The sequence below is a fragment of the Natrinema zhouii genome (assembly GCF_013456555.2).
Classification (GTDB): Archaea; Halobacteriota; Halobacteria; order Halobacteriales; family Natrialbaceae; genus Natrinema; species Natrinema zhouii.
The window spans coordinates 1,145,039-1,159,998 of sequence record NZ_CP059154.1 but is presented as its reverse complement, the minus strand read 5'-3'; the positions used below and the strand labels follow the sequence as shown (position 1 = coordinate 1,159,998).

At 64.2% G+C, this 14,960-nt stretch carries 21 protein-coding genes and 1 tRNA gene; 5 read left to right on the top strand and 17 right to left on the bottom strand.

Going from position 1 to position 14,960, the window contains the following annotated elements:
• Positions 1 to 2: 2 nt before the first annotated feature.
• From HYG81_RS24405 to HYG81_RS24350, 12 genes are read right to left on the bottom strand one after another with little or no spacing between them, the layout of a single operon-like run.
• Positions 3 to 401, bottom strand: a complete 399-nt coding sequence (locus HYG81_RS24405) for a 50S ribosomal protein L14 (protein WP_006180012.1) — start codon at positions 399 to 401, stop codon at positions 3 to 5.
• Entirely contained in the window at positions 401 to 838 is a 438-nt protein-coding gene (locus HYG81_RS24400; protein ID WP_180842260.1) for a 30S ribosomal protein S17, read from the bottom strand. Before HYG81_RS24400 ends, HYG81_RS24405 begins: the two co-directional genes overlap by 1 nt.
• The gene (locus HYG81_RS24395; RefSeq protein ID WP_180842259.1) at positions 829 to 1,242 is read right to left on the bottom strand and encodes a ribonuclease P protein component 1; all 414 of its coding nucleotides are present in this window, start codon (positions 1,240 to 1,242) and stop codon (positions 829 to 831) included. The genes HYG81_RS24400 and HYG81_RS24395 overlap by 10 nt, the downstream gene beginning before the upstream one ends.
• 10 nt (positions 1,243 to 1,252) lie before the next feature.
• Entirely contained in the window at positions 1,253 to 1,483 is a 231-nt protein-coding gene (rpmC, locus tag HYG81_RS24390) for a 50S ribosomal protein L29 (RefSeq protein WP_180842258.1), read from the bottom strand.
• Entirely contained in the window at positions 1,483 to 2,445 is a 963-nt protein-coding gene (locus HYG81_RS24385) for a 30S ribosomal protein S3 (protein ID WP_180842257.1), read from the bottom strand. The genes rpmC and HYG81_RS24385 overlap by 1 nt, the downstream gene beginning before the upstream one ends.
• Entirely contained in the window at positions 2,445 to 2,921 is a 477-nt protein-coding gene (locus tag HYG81_RS24380) for a 50S ribosomal protein L22 (protein WP_180842256.1), read from the bottom strand. Before HYG81_RS24380 ends, HYG81_RS24385 begins: the two co-directional genes overlap by 1 nt.
• Positions 2,922 to 2,928: 7 nt before the next feature.
• Positions 2,929 to 3,351, bottom strand: a complete 423-nt coding sequence (locus tag HYG81_RS24375; RefSeq protein ID WP_180842255.1) for a 30S ribosomal protein S19 — start codon at positions 3,349 to 3,351, stop codon at positions 2,929 to 2,931.
• Entirely contained in the window at positions 3,348 to 4,070 is a 723-nt protein-coding gene (locus HYG81_RS24370; protein WP_180842254.1) for a 50S ribosomal protein L2, read from the bottom strand. Before HYG81_RS24370 ends, HYG81_RS24375 begins: the two co-directional genes overlap by 4 nt.
• A 2-nt stretch (positions 4,071 to 4,072) precedes the next feature.
• On the bottom strand, positions 4,073 to 4,327 hold the full coding sequence (locus tag HYG81_RS24365) for a 50S ribosomal protein L23 (protein WP_180842253.1): 255 nt from the start codon (positions 4,325 to 4,327) through the stop codon (positions 4,073 to 4,075).
• Positions 4,324 to 5,076, bottom strand: coding sequence for a 50S ribosomal protein L4 (gene rpl4p / locus HYG81_RS24360; protein WP_180842252.1), 753 nt, complete (start codon positions 5,074 to 5,076; stop codon positions 4,324 to 4,326). Before rpl4p ends, HYG81_RS24365 begins: the two co-directional genes overlap by 4 nt.
• A 3-nt stretch (positions 5,077 to 5,079) precedes the next feature.
• Complete coding sequence (locus HYG81_RS24355) at positions 5,080 to 6,099, bottom strand: 50S ribosomal protein L3 (protein WP_180842251.1); 1,020 nt, start codon at positions 6,097 to 6,099, stop codon at positions 5,080 to 5,082.
• Positions 6,100 to 6,103: 4 nt separating this feature from the next.
• On the bottom strand, positions 6,104 to 6,979 hold the full coding sequence (locus HYG81_RS24350) for a putative RNA uridine N3 methyltransferase (protein WP_180842250.1): 876 nt from the start codon (positions 6,977 to 6,979) through the stop codon (positions 6,104 to 6,106).
• A 304-nt stretch (positions 6,980 to 7,283) separates the two neighbouring features.
• Between HYG81_RS24350 and HYG81_RS24345 the strand changes: the two genes are divergently transcribed.
• A tRNA-Gly gene (locus HYG81_RS24345) sits at positions 7,284 to 7,354 on the top strand.
• A 293-nt stretch (positions 7,355 to 7,647) separates the two neighbouring features.
• On the opposite strand, the gene HYG81_RS24340 is transcribed toward HYG81_RS24345, so the two are convergent.
• Entirely contained in the window at positions 7,648 to 8,094 is a 447-nt protein-coding gene (locus tag HYG81_RS24340; RefSeq protein WP_180842249.1) for a DUF4112 domain-containing protein, read from the bottom strand.
• A 417-nt stretch (positions 8,095 to 8,511) separates the two neighbouring features.
• On the opposite strand from HYG81_RS24340, the gene HYG81_RS24335 reads away from it, so the two are divergent.
• The 4 genes from HYG81_RS24335 to HYG81_RS24320 all read left to right on the top strand — a co-directional run bounded on the left by HYG81_RS24335 (position 8,512) and on the right by HYG81_RS24320 (position 10,942).
• The gene (locus HYG81_RS24335) at positions 8,512 to 8,865 is read left to right on the top strand and encodes a HalOD1 output domain-containing protein (RefSeq protein WP_180842248.1); all 354 of its coding nucleotides are present in this window, start codon (positions 8,512 to 8,514) and stop codon (positions 8,863 to 8,865) included.
• Positions 8,866 to 9,038: 173 nt separating this feature from the next.
• Complete coding sequence (locus HYG81_RS24330; RefSeq protein ID WP_180842247.1) at positions 9,039 to 9,353, top strand: MTH1187 family thiamine-binding protein; 315 nt, start codon at positions 9,039 to 9,041, stop codon at positions 9,351 to 9,353.
• Between the two features lie 114 nt (positions 9,354 to 9,467).
• Positions 9,468 to 10,400 (top strand): methenyltetrahydromethanopterin cyclohydrolase, encoded by a 933-nt coding sequence (gene mch, locus HYG81_RS24325; RefSeq protein WP_180842246.1) that lies wholly within the window; start codon positions 9,468 to 9,470, stop codon positions 10,398 to 10,400.
• Between the two features lie 2 nt (positions 10,401 to 10,402).
• A complete protein-coding gene (locus tag HYG81_RS24320) occupies positions 10,403 to 10,942 on the top strand; it encodes a double winged helix-containing putative transcriptional regulator (protein WP_180842245.1) in 540 nt (179 codons plus the stop codon).
• A 34-nt stretch (positions 10,943 to 10,976) separates the two neighbouring features.
• Here HYG81_RS24320 and HYG81_RS24315 read toward each other — a convergent pair whose 3' ends face one another.
• The 4 genes from HYG81_RS24315 to HYG81_RS24300 all read right to left on the bottom strand — a co-directional run bounded on the left by HYG81_RS24315 (position 10,977) and on the right by HYG81_RS24300 (position 14,941).
• Complete coding sequence (locus tag HYG81_RS24315) at positions 10,977 to 12,314, bottom strand: glutamate-5-semialdehyde dehydrogenase (RefSeq protein ID WP_180842244.1); 1,338 nt, start codon at positions 12,312 to 12,314, stop codon at positions 10,977 to 10,979.
• Positions 12,307 to 13,140 carry a glutamate 5-kinase gene (gene proB / locus HYG81_RS24310; RefSeq protein WP_180842243.1) on the bottom strand — a complete coding sequence of 278 codons (834 nt, stop codon included), beginning with the start codon at positions 13,138 to 13,140 and terminating at the stop codon, positions 12,307 to 12,309. Before proB ends, HYG81_RS24315 begins: the two co-directional genes overlap by 8 nt.
• On the bottom strand, positions 13,133 to 13,885 hold the full coding sequence (gene proC, locus HYG81_RS24305; RefSeq protein ID WP_233289917.1) for a pyrroline-5-carboxylate reductase: 753 nt from the start codon (positions 13,883 to 13,885) through the stop codon (positions 13,133 to 13,135). The genes proB and proC overlap by 8 nt, the downstream gene beginning before the upstream one ends.
• Before the next feature lie 369 nt (positions 13,886 to 14,254).
• On the bottom strand, positions 14,255 to 14,941 hold the full coding sequence (locus HYG81_RS24300; protein ID WP_180842241.1) for a VOC family protein: 687 nt from the start codon (positions 14,939 to 14,941) through the stop codon (positions 14,255 to 14,257).
• Positions 14,942 to 14,960 lie beyond the last annotated feature (19 nt).

The window sequence follows — 14,960 nt, the reverse complement described above, 5'->3', positions numbered from 1 at the left end:
ATCTATACGATCATCGTCGCCGTGCTGGCGATTGCTCCGAAGCGCTCTGCGACTTCGCGGGCGATCGGCCCCTTGATCTCCGTGCCGCGGGGCTCCTCGTTCTCGTCGATGATGACCGCCGCGTTGTCCTCGAACTTGAGCCGCGTGCCATCGGGCCGGCGGATCGACTTCCGCTGGCGGACGACGACGGCCTCGAGGACCTGTCGGCGCATCTCCGGGGTACCCTTGGTGACCGAGACGGTCACTTTGTCACCGATCCCCGCCTTCGGCTGGCGGTTCTTGGTGCCGTGGTAGCCCGCGACGCTGATGACTTTCAGCTCACGCGCGCCGGTGTTGTCGGCACACGTGACCAGGGATCCCTTCTTGAGTCCCTGCGTGACGTCGGCTTTCATCGCCTCCATCACTCGTCACCCTCGTCTTCGTCGGTCGCGAAGTCCTCGTCCGAAAGCTCCGGCTCAGGCTCGGCCTGGCTCGTGAGTTCGGCGAGGTCCTCCGCTGTCGCTTTCTGGGTTACTTCGACGACCACGTGCGATTTCGTCTTCGACAGTGGTCGGGTCTCTGCGATCTTGACCGTGTCACCGACCGAGAGCGGCTCGAGCACGCCCGGTACGTGTGCCGGGATGCGCGAGCGTCGTTTCATGTGTCGGTCGTACTTCGGGACCGCCACATCGTACTCTCGCTCGACGACTACGGTCTTGTCCATGTCCGTCGAGACGACCGTCCCCTCGAGGATCTGTCCTCGAACGGAGAGGTCGCCGTAGAACGGACACTTCTCGTAGTCGTATTCCTCCGGATTGTTCGGTTCCGGAGGGGTTTCAACGTCTAGTCCTATTGCCATGGTGAGTCACCATTCGTTTCCGTGCGTCGGGCGGGTCGTGAGAGCAGCCGCGATCCATCGACCGTAACGTAGGCTACATCCTCGCCAGCGCAGTCCGCAGCGGGTGAGGTTCGTTCCTCGGATCCCCCGGCGGGTTCAGTGTCGGCCAGTTTGGACGCAGTCCCCGACTCCTTCGCGGAGTCGGCGGCTTCATCTGTGATCGCGAACTCGAACGTCGAGCCCGATTTCGGCACCATCACGACCCGAGACTCGCCGTCGTCACGGACTTCTATTGAGAGAGTTTTGGTCGTCTCGATGACGACCCGTCCCTCGAGGCCGACCCGCGAGGAGTCGTCGCTCTCGACGACTCGCACGGGGAGCCCGTTGAGTTCGTGTCGCGGCAGGGTCTCGGGTGTCAGTGCCATTGGTGTGTCGTTATTCCGCGTCTGTGTCCGCTTCGTCCTCGAGATCGCCTTCCTCGTTCTGGATCGTCTTGATCCGAGCGACGGTGCGACCGAGTTCGCCGATGCGACCCGGATTCTCCGGGGCACCACCGGCGGCGAGGACGGACTTCTGGTTCAGCAGTTCGGTCTCGAGTTCCTCGAGTTCTTCCTCCCGCTCGGCGGGAGTCATGTCGCGGATCTCTTCGACGTGGAGGATCGCCATCAGGCGTCACCTCCCTCGTCCGCGTCTGCCTCGTCGTCCGCCTCCTCGTCCATCTCCTCGACGAGCTCTTCGGCTTCCGCTTCGACGTCTTCCTCGAGCTCTTCGAGCTCTTCGTCGACGTCTTCGTCGTCGGGGACTTCGACTTCGTCGAACTCCTCGTCGGCGTCGGCCTCGACCTCCTCTTCGATGACTTCCTCGACGACGTCTTCGTCGAGGTCGGCTTCGTCGGTTTCGACGGCTTCGTCAGCCGCAGCCTCGGCACCGCTCTCGGCGGCCTCGGCCTCCTCGGGTTCGCCCTCGAGGAGTTCCTCGACGCCGCCTTCCGCGTTGACTTCGACGGCGTCCGGGACGACCTCTTCCGGATCCATGTCCTCGTTGACCTGGAAGTCGTCGGGGAGCTCGGCTCCCGGCGGGATGATCTTGACGTCGACACCGATGGTGCCGAGTTTCATCACCGCGACGCCCTGGCCGTGGTCGACGACCGTCTCGGCGGGCTCGCCGTTGTGCTTGATGTAGCCGCGGTTGAACTTCTCGACGCGCGATCGTGCGCCGGTGACCTTCCCCGACAGGACGATCTCCGCGCCGAGCGCGCCGGCGTCCATGATCCGGTCGATCGTTGTGTGACCGGCCTTCCGGAAGTACCAGCCGCGCTCGAGCGCGTTGGCCAGTCGGTCCGCGACGATCCGTGCGTTGAGGTCGGGTTCGTCGACCTCCTGCACGTCGATCTGGGGGTCCTCGAGGTTGAACTTCTCCTCGAGGGCCGTCGTGACCTTCCGGATGTTCTCGCCGCCTTTGCCGATGACCATCCCGGGCTTCTCGGCCTTGAGGACGATCTGGGTTCCCATCGGCGTCTTGGCGACGTCCATGCCACCGTAGCCCGCGCGGCCGAGCTCTTCCTGGAAGAACTCGTCGATCTGGGACCGCTGCAGGCCGTTTTCGATGAATTGGTGTTCGTCAGCCATTAGCTATCGTCCTCCTCGTCTTCGACTTCTTCGACGACGATCTCGACGTCGACCTGCGGCGTGTTCCACGCCGACGCACGCCCCATCGCGCGGGGCTTGCGGCCCACGGACTCGCCGACCTTGTGGGCGGCGACGTGGACGATTTCCATCGACTCGCCGTCGAAGCCCTGATGATCCGCGTTGGCTTCGACGTTCTCGAGCAGGTCGAGGAACTCCCCCGAGACCTTCTCGGGGTACTTGCCGGCGTCCCAGCCCTCGATGTCGGAGCGGTGACCCGCGCCGGCGTTGTGGGACTTGAACGGCACCGACTGCTCTTTGTCGATTACGTCCTGAAGGTACGCCCGGGCCTCACCGACGGTCCGGCCCTTGAGTTGGCGTGCGACTTCCTTGCTGTGCTTGTTGCTCATATGACGCTCCCGAAGCATGGCTTTCGCCGTGGCGTCGGGATCCGCGTCGACAGAGTAGTTGATTCCCATACGTGGATCACTTCAGTGGGACGAACTTCGACGATCGGGTCGCGCCGATGCCGGCCTGTCCGTGCTCGACGGAGGTCCGTGTGAGCTGGAACTCGCCGAGATAGTGGCCGATCATTTCGGGTTCGACACGAACGCGTTCGAACGCCTGCCCGTTGTAGACCTCGAAGGTCAGTCCAACGAACTCCGGCAGGATCGGCATATCCCGCAGGTGCGTTCGAATCGGGTCGTTCGCCGTTTCTTCGTCGCCCTTCTCGCTGGCCTCCTCGCGAAGCTTCTCCTTCTCGACGGAGAGGCCGCGTTTGATACTTCGCCGCTGTCGTGCGGGGAGCAGTTCCACAACCTCGTCGAGCTCCATCGACTGCAGCTCCTCGAGCGTGTGGCCGCGGTAGGTGAACTCACCTTCACGGCCGGTTCGGTACTCCTGACTCATTTCTTTCCACCTCGACCGGTGCTTCGGGACGCGATGTCACCGACCTTCCGTCCCGGCGGGGCGTCCCGCGAGACGGACTTGGGTTTGCCGGGGTGCTGTCGGCCGCCGCCACCGAACGGGTGGTCGACGGCGTTCATCGCGACACCGCGGACGCGGGGCCACTTGGTGCCCCGGGACTTCATCTTGTGATACTTGTTGCCGGCCTTGACGAAGGGCTTCTCCGTGCGGCCGCCGCCGGCGACGACGCCGATGGTGGCTCGACACTGCGGATCGAGGCGCTTGACCTCGCCGCTGGGAAGCTGAATGACCGCCGCGTTGCGGTCGTGGGTGATCAGGTCGGCGTTGGTCCCCGAGGCGCGAGCGAATCGACCGCCGTCGCCCGGGTTCGCTTCGACGTTACAGACCGGCACTCCCTCGGGAATCTCCGCGAGCGGGAGCGTGTTGCCGGGCTTGATCTCCGCCGTGACACCGACTGCGAGCTCCTCGCCCACGGTGATGCCTTCGGGTGCGAGGATGAGGCGCTGATCGCCATCGTCGAACTCGACGGCCGCGATCGGTGCGGACCGAGCCGGGTCGTGTTCGATGTCGACGACCGTCCCGCGGACGATATCGTCGTCTTCCTCTTTCTTGTGCTCGAGCTCCGCTTTGTATCGGTGCGACGGGGCACGGAACGTGGAGGTCCCGCGGCCGCGTCGTTGTCCTTGAATGCGTCGTCCCATTCTCAGAACACCCCGATGCGCGAAGCGACTTCCTGTGCGTCGTCCTCCTCGGAGAGGCGGACGATCGCTTTCTTTTTACCCTTCATCGTTACCTGCGTGTTGACGTTCTCGACCGAAATCTCGAAGCGCTCTTCGACCTCGTCCCGAATCTCGGGTTTGGTCGCGTCCGGGTTGACGACGAACTGGAGCTTGTTCTCGAAGTCCATGTCGTTCATCGCCTTCTCGGTGACGAGCGGGTGTTCGATGGCCGAACTCATCGGTCGGCCACCTCCTCGAGTGCACTTTCGGTCCAGACGGTGAGTCGTCCCGGCTGTGCGCCGGGGGCGAGATCCTCCGCGTTGACCTCGGCGGCCGTCGTCACGTCGGCACCCGCGAGGTTCCGGGCCGCACGGGACGGGCCGGTCTCGCTGGACGTGACGAAGAGGATCGACGTCGGCGTCTTGTACTTGCGGCCACGGGCTTTCCCCTGACCGGAGCGGACGTTGCGACCCTCGTCGGCGCGTTCGATGTCGTCTTCGAGGCCGAGTGCCTCGAGGAAGTCGACGACCGCTCGAGTCTTCTGGAGGTCCTCGAACTCGTCGTCGACGACGACGGGAAGCTCGCACTCCTCGTCGAACTCGTGGCCGCGCTCGGCGACGAGTTCGGCGTCGGTCGTCGCAGCGATCGCGCTGCGAACGGCCAGTTTCTTTGCTTTCGTGTTGATCGATTCGGACTGGTCCTTCTCGGCCTTCGGCGGGTGTGCCTTGCGTCCCTTGACGGCCTGGGGGACGCGGCGAGCGCGACCCTCCTGCCGTGGGACGTGGGCCATACCGCGGCCGCTACCGAACGATTCGGCCGGCGTTCGAAGGCCGGCGAACTCGTCGGCACCGTAGTCCTGTTTTCGGTTTGCCTGTGCGGCGCGTACGGCGCGGCCGATCAAGTCCGGGCGGTACGTGGTCTCGAAGACCGCCGGGAGCTCGATCGTGTCCGCGTCGTCGCCGTCCAGGTTTCGTACTGTTGCGTCCATGTGTTATCCCTGGTTGGATGCGGTGGAGACGTAGCGAACCTCGGGATCGAGGCGCGGCTGGTCTCCGGGTCGGATCGCCGGGCGGAAGCGTACGAGACGCTGTTGCGGCCCGGGGAGCGAGCCCTTGATCAGCGCGTGCGGTCCATCGACTTCGCCGTAGTTGACGAAGCCGCCGTCGACCGTCGCGTCTGCGCCGTCGCCGATGTCGACGAGGCGCTTGTTCAGTTCCGTCCGCTGGTGGTAGCCGGTCTGCCCCTGCTGGGGAACCGTCGACCGAACGCGGGACGGGTTCCAGGGGCCGAGGTTACCGATGCGGCGGCGCCATCCCTGCCGGGCGTGCTTGCCCTTTCGTTTCTGGACGCCCCATCGCTTGACGGGACCCTGGGTCCCTTTCCCTTTCGTGACGCCGCTCGCGTCGACGTACTCGCCGGCGCGGAACACATCGTTCATGACGTGCTCGCCACCGTTCTCGATCGTCTCGAGGGCGAAGTCGATGCGGTCGTCGACGGAGCCGCCGCCGACGCGCGTTTCCATCACGTCCGGTTTCTTCTTCGGCATCGAGGGCAGGTCCCCCGGAACCGTGTGGGTGATGACGCGAACGTCATCGACGCGACCCTCCTCGTGGAGGGAACGGAGCTCGTCCGTGGTCGCGCCGTTGTCGTTCTCGTCACCGGGAAGGTCGAGAACGCGATCGAGTTCGGGAACGAACTCGTCGGTCCAGACCTCAGTTATCGGCTTCATACCGTACGGCGTGTCTTCATATGCTCGCAGAGCGACGGCGCGCATCGGCGGCGTCTCCACGATCGTCACGGGGACGGTCTCTTCCATCCCCTCGGTCGGCGAGTTCGCTTTATCGTCGACCATGACGACGTGGGTCATGCCGGCCTTGTAGCCCGCGAAGCCCTGGAGCGTCGGCTGTCCGTCGTCGTCCGGCCACGAGTTAAAGCGCGGGACCTCGCTGGTCGCCCGCTGTCGTGGACCGAACCCGAGTGAGCCTTTGCGTGGTGTATTTGCTTGTGGCATTCTATCACTCTCTCAGTGAGAGGGGTGCGAGGGTAGCGAACAGAGCCTCCTCCGTTCGCACGACCTCGCTTCCCTGATCCGGAACCGTGTTTAGCCAGAGGTCGAACCCCGGATCGGCAGTGGGTTCGACTCCGTTATCGGCCGCGTCGCCATGTCCGGACGACGCTTCGATGGCCGATTCCTCGATTCCGAGGATAGCCGGCAGCCCTCTCTCGGGCGCGCCGAAGGCGACGGTCATCCCGTCGCGCTGGACGCGTCCGGCCAGCGTCTCGAGCCGCCCGACGGTGAGATGCTCACCGAATCGGGAGGCCGCGATGCGAACGCCGGCGTCCTCACGGCCGAGTGCTGCCTGCAGGTCCGTCTGCTCGATCGAAAGCCCCGGGAGGGGATCGTCGACGAGCTTCGCCCGGACCGGTCGTCGCGAATAGATCCTGACGGTCACGCGCTCCCCCTCCTCGACCGCCATTTTCGGCGGTACGTTGAGGGAGATCGGGTGTTGCAGTCCGCAATTGACCCGGACGCGCCCTTCAGGTCCGACCTCGGTCACGATTCCTTGTCTTGACGACCCCGAACCGGTAGATTCGGAGCCGGTCTGTGACATGGCGCGGAGCGGCGGCAAGATGCCCGCGTACTCCAGTTCGTCCCGCATCCCCCACGCCTCGTTGCGGAGGTATGGGGGGGTTGCGGCGTACCGCAACACTGTGCTTACGAACCCGCCGTCAAATCGCCCGGTTTCTCCATCCCGATCGGGATAGACGACCAGGCGATCGGCCCGGAAGATCGTCGCCGCGCGGGCGACGTATCCAAGTTTGCGAGTTGCCTCGCGTTTGTCCTCGGCTTCCCGGCTGATTGACGACGGCACGAGTACGCTGACAGTCATACCGAAACGCTTCGGCGCCGCGTCACTAGACTGTAGCGATGTATTGCGGAGAGGGTCTTAAAAGAATAGCGGATTCGATTCCGGCTGTCACCGCCTCACACCCCCGAATTCGTGGTGAACGGACACACATTCTTCCTCGGCAACCAGTTGCATTCGACAGACGAGAAGATCCGGGGAATACTGCCGAGAATGTGCGGAAATTGGCAGTACGATTACTCGAGAATCGGCATGCTGCGGCATGCCGCAGGCGATTTGATTCGCAACCCTTATACATCCGTCCGGCAGTAGGTATGAGTGCAGCAGGGCGCTGGTAGTGTAGTGGTATCACGTGACCTTGCCATGGTCACAACCTGGGTTCAAATCCCAGCCAGCGCATTTCTCTGAACACAACATCGCGAGCGTTGCGTAGCAACGCGAGTATTCGTGTTCAGAGAAATCGTTCTGGATTTGAACGAGGGAAGTCGCAGCCTGCGAGCGAACGGAGTGAGCGAGCAGGACCGTCTTCGCGTTGTTCAAATCCCAGCCAGCCCGGTCTCCGAACTCACCATTTGCCATCGGTTTCTCTGAGTCGGTGCATATCGCGACCACCACTCGTGAGTGTGACCTCGAGATCACAGCCAAAAAGAAACAAGACCGATGACCGGACGCAACGACCTCGAGCGACTGCGCTAATCGATAGTCACGACTTCCGGTCCGCCGTCGGACTGGCCGTCGGTCTCGGCGAGGTCCTCGAGGACCAGTTTCAGATTCCACTTGTTGGCTTTCCAGAAGGCGTCGAAAATGACGCCGAGGACGGGGACGGAGCCGATGACAGTGTCGACGCCGATGTTCGCGAGCATGCGAAGCAGCGTCGACTGGGAGACGTCCATGCGGGCGGCTTCGACGACGAGGTACAGCGAGACGCCCGCGGCCGCGGCGTCGCCAGCCCCCGGGAGGATCCCGACGATTGGGTCGAGTCCGACTCTGAAGTTCGTTCCCGGAATCGGTACCCCCTCGTCGAGGGCGTGCGCGACGACGCGCATACGTTTGATCGCCGCCTCGTCGACGGCAGCGGGGAGGTCTTCAATGAGTTCCTCGAGTTCCGAACTGAAATCGTCTGCTGAACCGGTAGTCATACGGACCGATTGGACGCCAGTGTGGATAAGCCCGCGGGCGGCCGTGGCAAGCGGTTCGCGGACCGAACGGCCGAATCATAGCCCCGTTGGGCTCTTCGTTCACCGACGAGTGCGACGACTGACTCCCTCCCATGGAGGCTCGAAGAGGCGCGAGCTTCGCGATGGGGACGGCACAAACGGTTGCGAGGTTGATCTGATCAGAAACAACTGATTTCCGTCGCAAAAGCAGATATTGTCGCGTGTAGCCTCGTCGTGACGCTGGTGGAAAATCGGCTAATCAGCCGCTCCAAACGGTAGTTTACGTATTTTACTAATAGAGGTGTGTATCTCACATATGACTACTATTGTCGGCGACGAGTGGCTTTTATACTGCGAGTAACTACTGTCTAATACACGATTGAACGATCAGATATAGCAATGCAAACTGAACTCTCACCCGCAGACGGCACGGACGACCTCCAGTACGACCAGCCCAACGACCGCTACGTCTTCAACCACGATATCGACGGCACCGCCACTATCACCACGACGATCGTCCACGCGCTCGCATCGATCGCGGACACCGACGTCTCGCAGGGAGAGTTCTCCCTGTACGACAGCGTCGACCCGGACGCACTCGACCGCATCTTCAGCCAGAAGGCCGACGGCTCCGACCGGACGGGCGGCCACGTCGCGTTCACCGCCCTCGAGCACGAGGTGTACGTCTACGCGAACGGCGACGTCATTATCTACCCGCCCGCGGAGACGCCCCAGACGCCGACCACGAACTGACCGTCCATCGGTCACTGTCCCGATCCAGTCACACTGATCGTTTTTCCACGCTCACATTGTCGACTGACCGTGAGCACCGCATCCGTTCGGCGCTCACGAGCAGCTGACGACAACCCCGGTGAGACGATCCGTCGGGAACGGATTTAGGTTCCTGCCGAGTATCAGTGATCCGTATGACGGTAGTCGCACTACTGAGCGTCGCACCAGTGATCGAGGACAGTATGGCCGGCGAAGTCGCGAAAGCCGTCGACGCGCTCGAGGAGTACGACGTCACCTACGAGACGAACCCGATGGGAACGGTGATCGAAGCCGAGACGACGGACGAACTCTTCGCGGCCGCGCAGGCGGCTCACGACGCCGTCGACGCGGACCGAGTCAGCACGGTTCTGAAGATCGACGACAAACGGACCCGAGACGTCGACGCCGCAGAGAAGGTCTCAGCCGTCGAAGAACAGCTCGGGCGACCAGCCCGAAATCGCGAGGGGTGAAACGCGGCCATCTGTGGGAATCGCAACGTGAGGCGCGGATCAGGGCAAACCTGTCAGACGTCAGTCAGACACGAACTGACAAACGGTTTTACTACGGAGGGTGAATTCGGTGCCATGGAAAGTCTCAATCGGATGGCAATCGAGCTGGTCGACGAGGCCCTCGACTACGCCGAAGAGCTGAATATCGGGGGTTACGACCTCGAGAACGACGCGACGGTACTCGACTTCGGCCTCGAGTTCGACGGCGGGATCGAGGCTGCACTGCTACTGACCGAGATCCAGACGGCGGGGATGGCGACGCCGAGCTACGAACTCGGCGAAGTCGGCGACGCGTCGATCCCCTTCGTCGAGCTGTCGACGGATCAGCCGGCGCTCTCGCTGCTGTGTTCCCAGAAGGCTGGCTGGGAGGTGCTGACCGAGGACTTCGAGGGTCTCGGCAGCGGTCCCGCTCGAGCGCTGGTAGCCGAAGAGGACGAGTTCCGCCGCATCGGCTACACCGACGCGTTCGACCTGACGGCGCTGGCTATCGAGACGGAGGCGGATCCGACCGAGTCCGTGGCCGAACACGTCGCCGAGCGCGCCGAGGTCGAGACGAGCAGCGTCTTCCTGCTGGCGTATTCGACCGCGAGCCTCGCCGGTAGTATCACCAACGCCGCCCGCACCGCCGAACTCGCGACGTTCCGGCTCTCGGAACTCGGCTACGATCCCCTCGACATCGTCTCGGCGACCGGCCGCGCGCCGGTCGCGCCCGTCGCGGGCGACGAGCGAACGGCCATCGCGCGGACGAACGACGCGATCGCCTACGGCGGGCGCGCGCACCTCACCGTCCGAGAGGACGCCGACGTCTTCGACTCGGTGCCGTCGACCGCCGCCGAAGATCACGGCCGGCCGTTCGGCGAGGTCTTCGACGAACTCGAGTGGGACTTCTCGGAGGTCTCGTCGGACCTCTTCGCGCCCGCGACGGTGACGATCGACGTGATCGGCGGTCCGACGTACGTCCACGGCGAAACGGACGAGGAAATCCTCGTCGACTCCTTCGGCCTGTAGCCGTGCGATTCAAGCCGGTTCCGGAGCCGCCCGCGGATCCCGAGGTCCTCGCGACGGTCCAGCGAGCCCTCCCCGCGACCGCCGGCGACGTCGACGACTGCTGTCAGCGTCTCATCGACGAGACGCCCCTCGAGACGCGCGACGAAGCGGCGACGTGGCTCACCTTTCTGCGCGCGCTCGAGCTCGCGACCGAGGAGCCGGCGGGTTTTCGCCGCCGCGATCCGGACTCGAGTGGGGAGATCGATCCGGACACTCCGCCGGCGCTCGAACTCGACCGGCTCCGTCGAGCGTTTCGAGAGCGGGTGGATGGAGCCGACGCAGTGATTTCAGTGCTCGAGCAGGTCGACGGCCCGTTGACCGCTGGTGAGATCGCTACGGCGATCCGCGAAGAGCGACAGCGATCCGGCGAACGCGGACGGCGTCCGAGCCGTGTCGAAGAAGCGCAGCGTGAGCGAACCGAGCGACTCCTCGAGTGGGCCGTCCTGCTCGAACTCGCGACGAAAACGGGAGGCGGCTATCGGTCAGTGCCTACGCGCGGGTAGGTGCTAAAGAGGAGGGAGTTTCGAAATCGAGAGATTAGTCGTCAGAGAGACGACCGGGAGACCACTCGCCGTCGAACTCCTCGTGGATGAACGGTTTCGCGTCCTCGCCGGCGTAGGTGGCGACGAGCTGGCCGTCGCCCTCGAGGTGGTACTTGTAGGTCGTCAGCCCCTCGAGGCCGACGGGGCCGCGGGCGTGGATCTTGCCCGTGCTGATGCCGACCTCCGCGCCGAGGCCGAACCGGTAGCCGTCGGCGAACCGGGTCGAGGCGTTGTGGAAGACGCTCGCGGAGTCGAGACTCCGCATGAAGGTGCTCGCGCGGTCGGCGTCCTCGGTCACGATCGATTCGGTGTGCTTCGAGCCGTGGGTGGTGACGTGATCGATCGCGGTCTCGAGCGAGTCGACGATCCGGATCGAGACGATGAGATCGCCGTACTCGGTGTCCCAGTCGGCGTCGGTTGCGGTCTCGACGTCGACGATTTCGCAGGTTGCCTCGTCGCCCCGAATTTCGACGTCGGCGGTCTCGTAGCGATCCGCGATCGCCGGCAGGAACTCAGCGGCGACGTCCTCGTGGACCAGCAGGGTCTCGACGGCGTTGCAGACCGCGGGATACTGGACCTTGGCGTCGTACGCGATGTCTTCGGCCATCGAGAGGTCCGCCTCGTCGTCGACGTAGACGTGACAGATCCCCTCCGTGTGGCCGAGGACGGGGATGCTCGTGTTGTCCTGGATGTAGCTCACGAACGCGGAGCTCCCCCGAGGCATGAGGAGGTCGATCGCGTCGTCCATCTCGAGCAGGGCGTCGACGTCCTCGCGGGCCTCGATGTGCTGGGCCCACCCATCCGGTATCTCGGCGTCGGCTGCGGCGTCCTCGATGATCTCGAAGAGAATTCGGTTGGAGTGCAGCGCCTCGCTGCCGCCCTTGAGGATCACCGCGTTCCCCGATTTGAGGGCGAGCGCGGCGATCTGGACGAGCGCGTCGGGCCGGGACTCGAAGACCGTCCCGACGACGCCGATTGGGGTGGCGACCTTGTAGAGTTCGAGGTCCTCGTCGAGTTCTCTGGCTGAGAGCGTCTTGCCCAGCGGGTCGTCCTGCCCGGCGACGCTGCGGACCATCTCAGCGATGCTCTCGATCTTCGACTCGGAGAGCTTCAGTCGGTCGACGAGGACTTGCGTGTACTCGCCCTCCTCGAGCAGCCGCTCACCCTCCTGGACGTCTCGCTCGTTTTCCGCGAGGATCTCGTCGGTCCGGGCTTCGATCGCATCGGCGATTCCGTGGAGCGCCCGCCTCCGCTCTTCGTCGGACAGTTTCGCGAGCTCGAGGGCCGCGGTCTGTGCTTCGTCGACGTCTCGTTCGATATCTGTCTCAGTCATCGCTCACACCGTTGATAGGGAGGAATATGGTTCCCACGGGCTTGGCAGTAGCGATTTTCTCGAGCACGTCGGGCTCGGTGGACTTCGCAATAAACGCCGGGATGCCGTGCTCGCTGACGTCGCGTGCGCCCTCGACTTTCGTCTGGATGCCGCCGAATCCGTCGGACGTGCTCTCGGTGATGATCTCCTGGACCGTGTCGTAGTTGGTGCCGACCGCTTCGATGCGTTCGGCGTCGGGATCGTGCTTCGGATTGCCGGTGTAGACGCCGCCGACGTCGGTCAGCGTGACCAGCAGGTCCGCGTCGATACCGATCGTCGTCGCCGCCGAGAGCATGTCGTTGTCGCCGATCCGGATCTCCTCGGTCGCGACCGCGTCGTTCTCGTTGATGATCGGAACGACGCCCCAGTCCAACAGCGTCTCGATCGTGTTCCGGAGGTTCGTGAACCGCTCCGGGTTCTCGAGGTCGTGCTGGGTCAAGAGGAGCTGGGCGACCTTTCGGTCGTATCGGGCGAAGCTCTCGGTGTAGCGGTGCATCAGGTGGCTCTGGCCGACGGTCGACAGCGCCTGGGACTCCTCGACGGTTCCGGTCGACTCCCCGATCCGGCCCGTGCCAGCGCCGATCGCACCCGACGAGACGAGGATGACCTCCTTGTCCCGGGAGAGGAGATCCTCGAGGTCGTCGACGAGCTTGTCGAGCTTCTCGTCGTCGAGGTTCGAATCCTCGTCGGTCAGGGAGTTCGTCCCCGCCTTGACGATCACGCGGTCCGCGTCGGCCGCCAGCTGTCGCGCCGCCGCGACGGCCCCTTCCTCGAGTCCCTTACTCATCGTCCTCACTGTTAAATTCGCGTGCAAGCTCCGCCGAGCGTTCTTCGGCCGCCGTCACCGCCGCGGCGACGTCGGCTTTGGCGTCGCTGTCCCAGAGGACTTCCATCCCTTCGATCGTCGTCCCGTTGGGCGAACAGACGGCGTCGATCAGTTCCTCGACGCTCCGGTCCGACCGGAGGACGGTCTCGGCGGCCCCCTTGAACGTCTGGGCGGCCAGCGTCTCGGCGTCGTCGGCCTCGAGGCCGCCCTCGACGCCCGCGTCCGCCATCGCCTGGATGAGATAGAAGACGAAGGCCGGTCCGCTCCCGTTGACGGCGGTCGCGATATCCATCTTCGCCTCGTCGATCTCGGCGAATTCGCCGACGTCGTCGAGCAGTTCTCGCACCTCGTCGGTGACGCCCTCGGTGGTCACGGCAGCGGCCATGTCCCCGGTTTCGGCCGCGAGGTTCGGCATGATCCGAACGACGTTCGCGTCGGTCCGCGCTTCGACGTAGTCGGTGGAGACGCCCGCAGCGATAGAGATGAGGGTCTGCTCGGGCGAGAGATCGAGATCATCCAGCACCGCGCCGACGATGTCCGGTTTGACCGCGACGATCACGACGTCGGCGTCGGCCGCTTCCGAAATGTCCGACGTCGTGTGATCGACGTAGTCGGCGACCGACTCGAGTGCGTCGGGATCGAGATCGCACGCGGTCACCGTATGGTTCCCGTCTCGCCAGAGTCCCTTGATCAGGGCACTCCCCATGTTGCCACAACCGATAACGCTCGTCTGTACCATCTTATCTCAGTGAAGGAACCGAGGCGGACATACCAACTTTGGTTTCGATCGGCCGCCCGGACGAGCAGTTATCTGGATCGAGCCCGGCGCTCAGTGAGCAGTGTGAATGGAACAGTGTATGCTGATGGAATTACTGAGACGACGCGTCCTGCTATCGCGGCGGAAATGAATTTCCACGCCTTCCCCAGCCGTATTTCTCCTCACGGGCGCGAAGCGCCGTCTGCTCACGGCGGCGGAGCCGCCGTCTGTTCGCAGGCTTTCAGCTCATTCAGATGGTCTACGAGATCGGCAGTCCCGCACACTATTCGTATTTCCCGTTCCGGAATGTAGGCGTACTTATGCCGTTGTAAACGTCAGGAAGTGGTCGTCCGGATCGCGAACGACGATCTTCTCATCTGACCGCCGCTCGAGCGACCCAATCCGATCACGGACCGCCTCGAGCGCCGCCCCCGGATCGCTCGTCTCGAACCCCAGATCGACGTGGACGCCGCCGCGGGCGTCGGCGATCCCGAGATGGGGCTCCCAGAGCTCGAGGGCCATCGGCCCGTGGAGTCGGACGCGCTTGCGGTCGTCGCCTTCGTCGACCGTTTCGAACCCGAGAACCTCGTAGAAAGCCTGCGCGCGGTCGAGATCCGCGACCTCGAGGACGACCTCGAAGATGCCGTCGATTCCGGGTCCGGCGACGTCCTGCTGGCCCAGTTCGACGCAGTTGCCGTCGGGATCGTACAGGTACAGCGATCGGGAGGTGCCGAACTGGACCTCCTCGAGGTCGTAATCGTCGCCGAGGCGGTCCCACCAGTCGTCGTACTCGGCCGCGGGAATCGAGAACGCGAAGTGCGTATGGAGCCCGCCGCGCGGGAGCGTTCGGGGTCGCCGGAGCACGAGATCGGTGTCGCCGGCCGCGAAGACGAGTTCGTTCGCTCTGCGCTCGCGGACCGACAATCCCAGCGTCTCCTCGTAGAACGTCCCCGCGTCCTCGAGGTACTTGGCCTCGAGGGCGAGCCAGGCGAGCCCGGTTAGCATACGTGGCCGTACGCGCGGG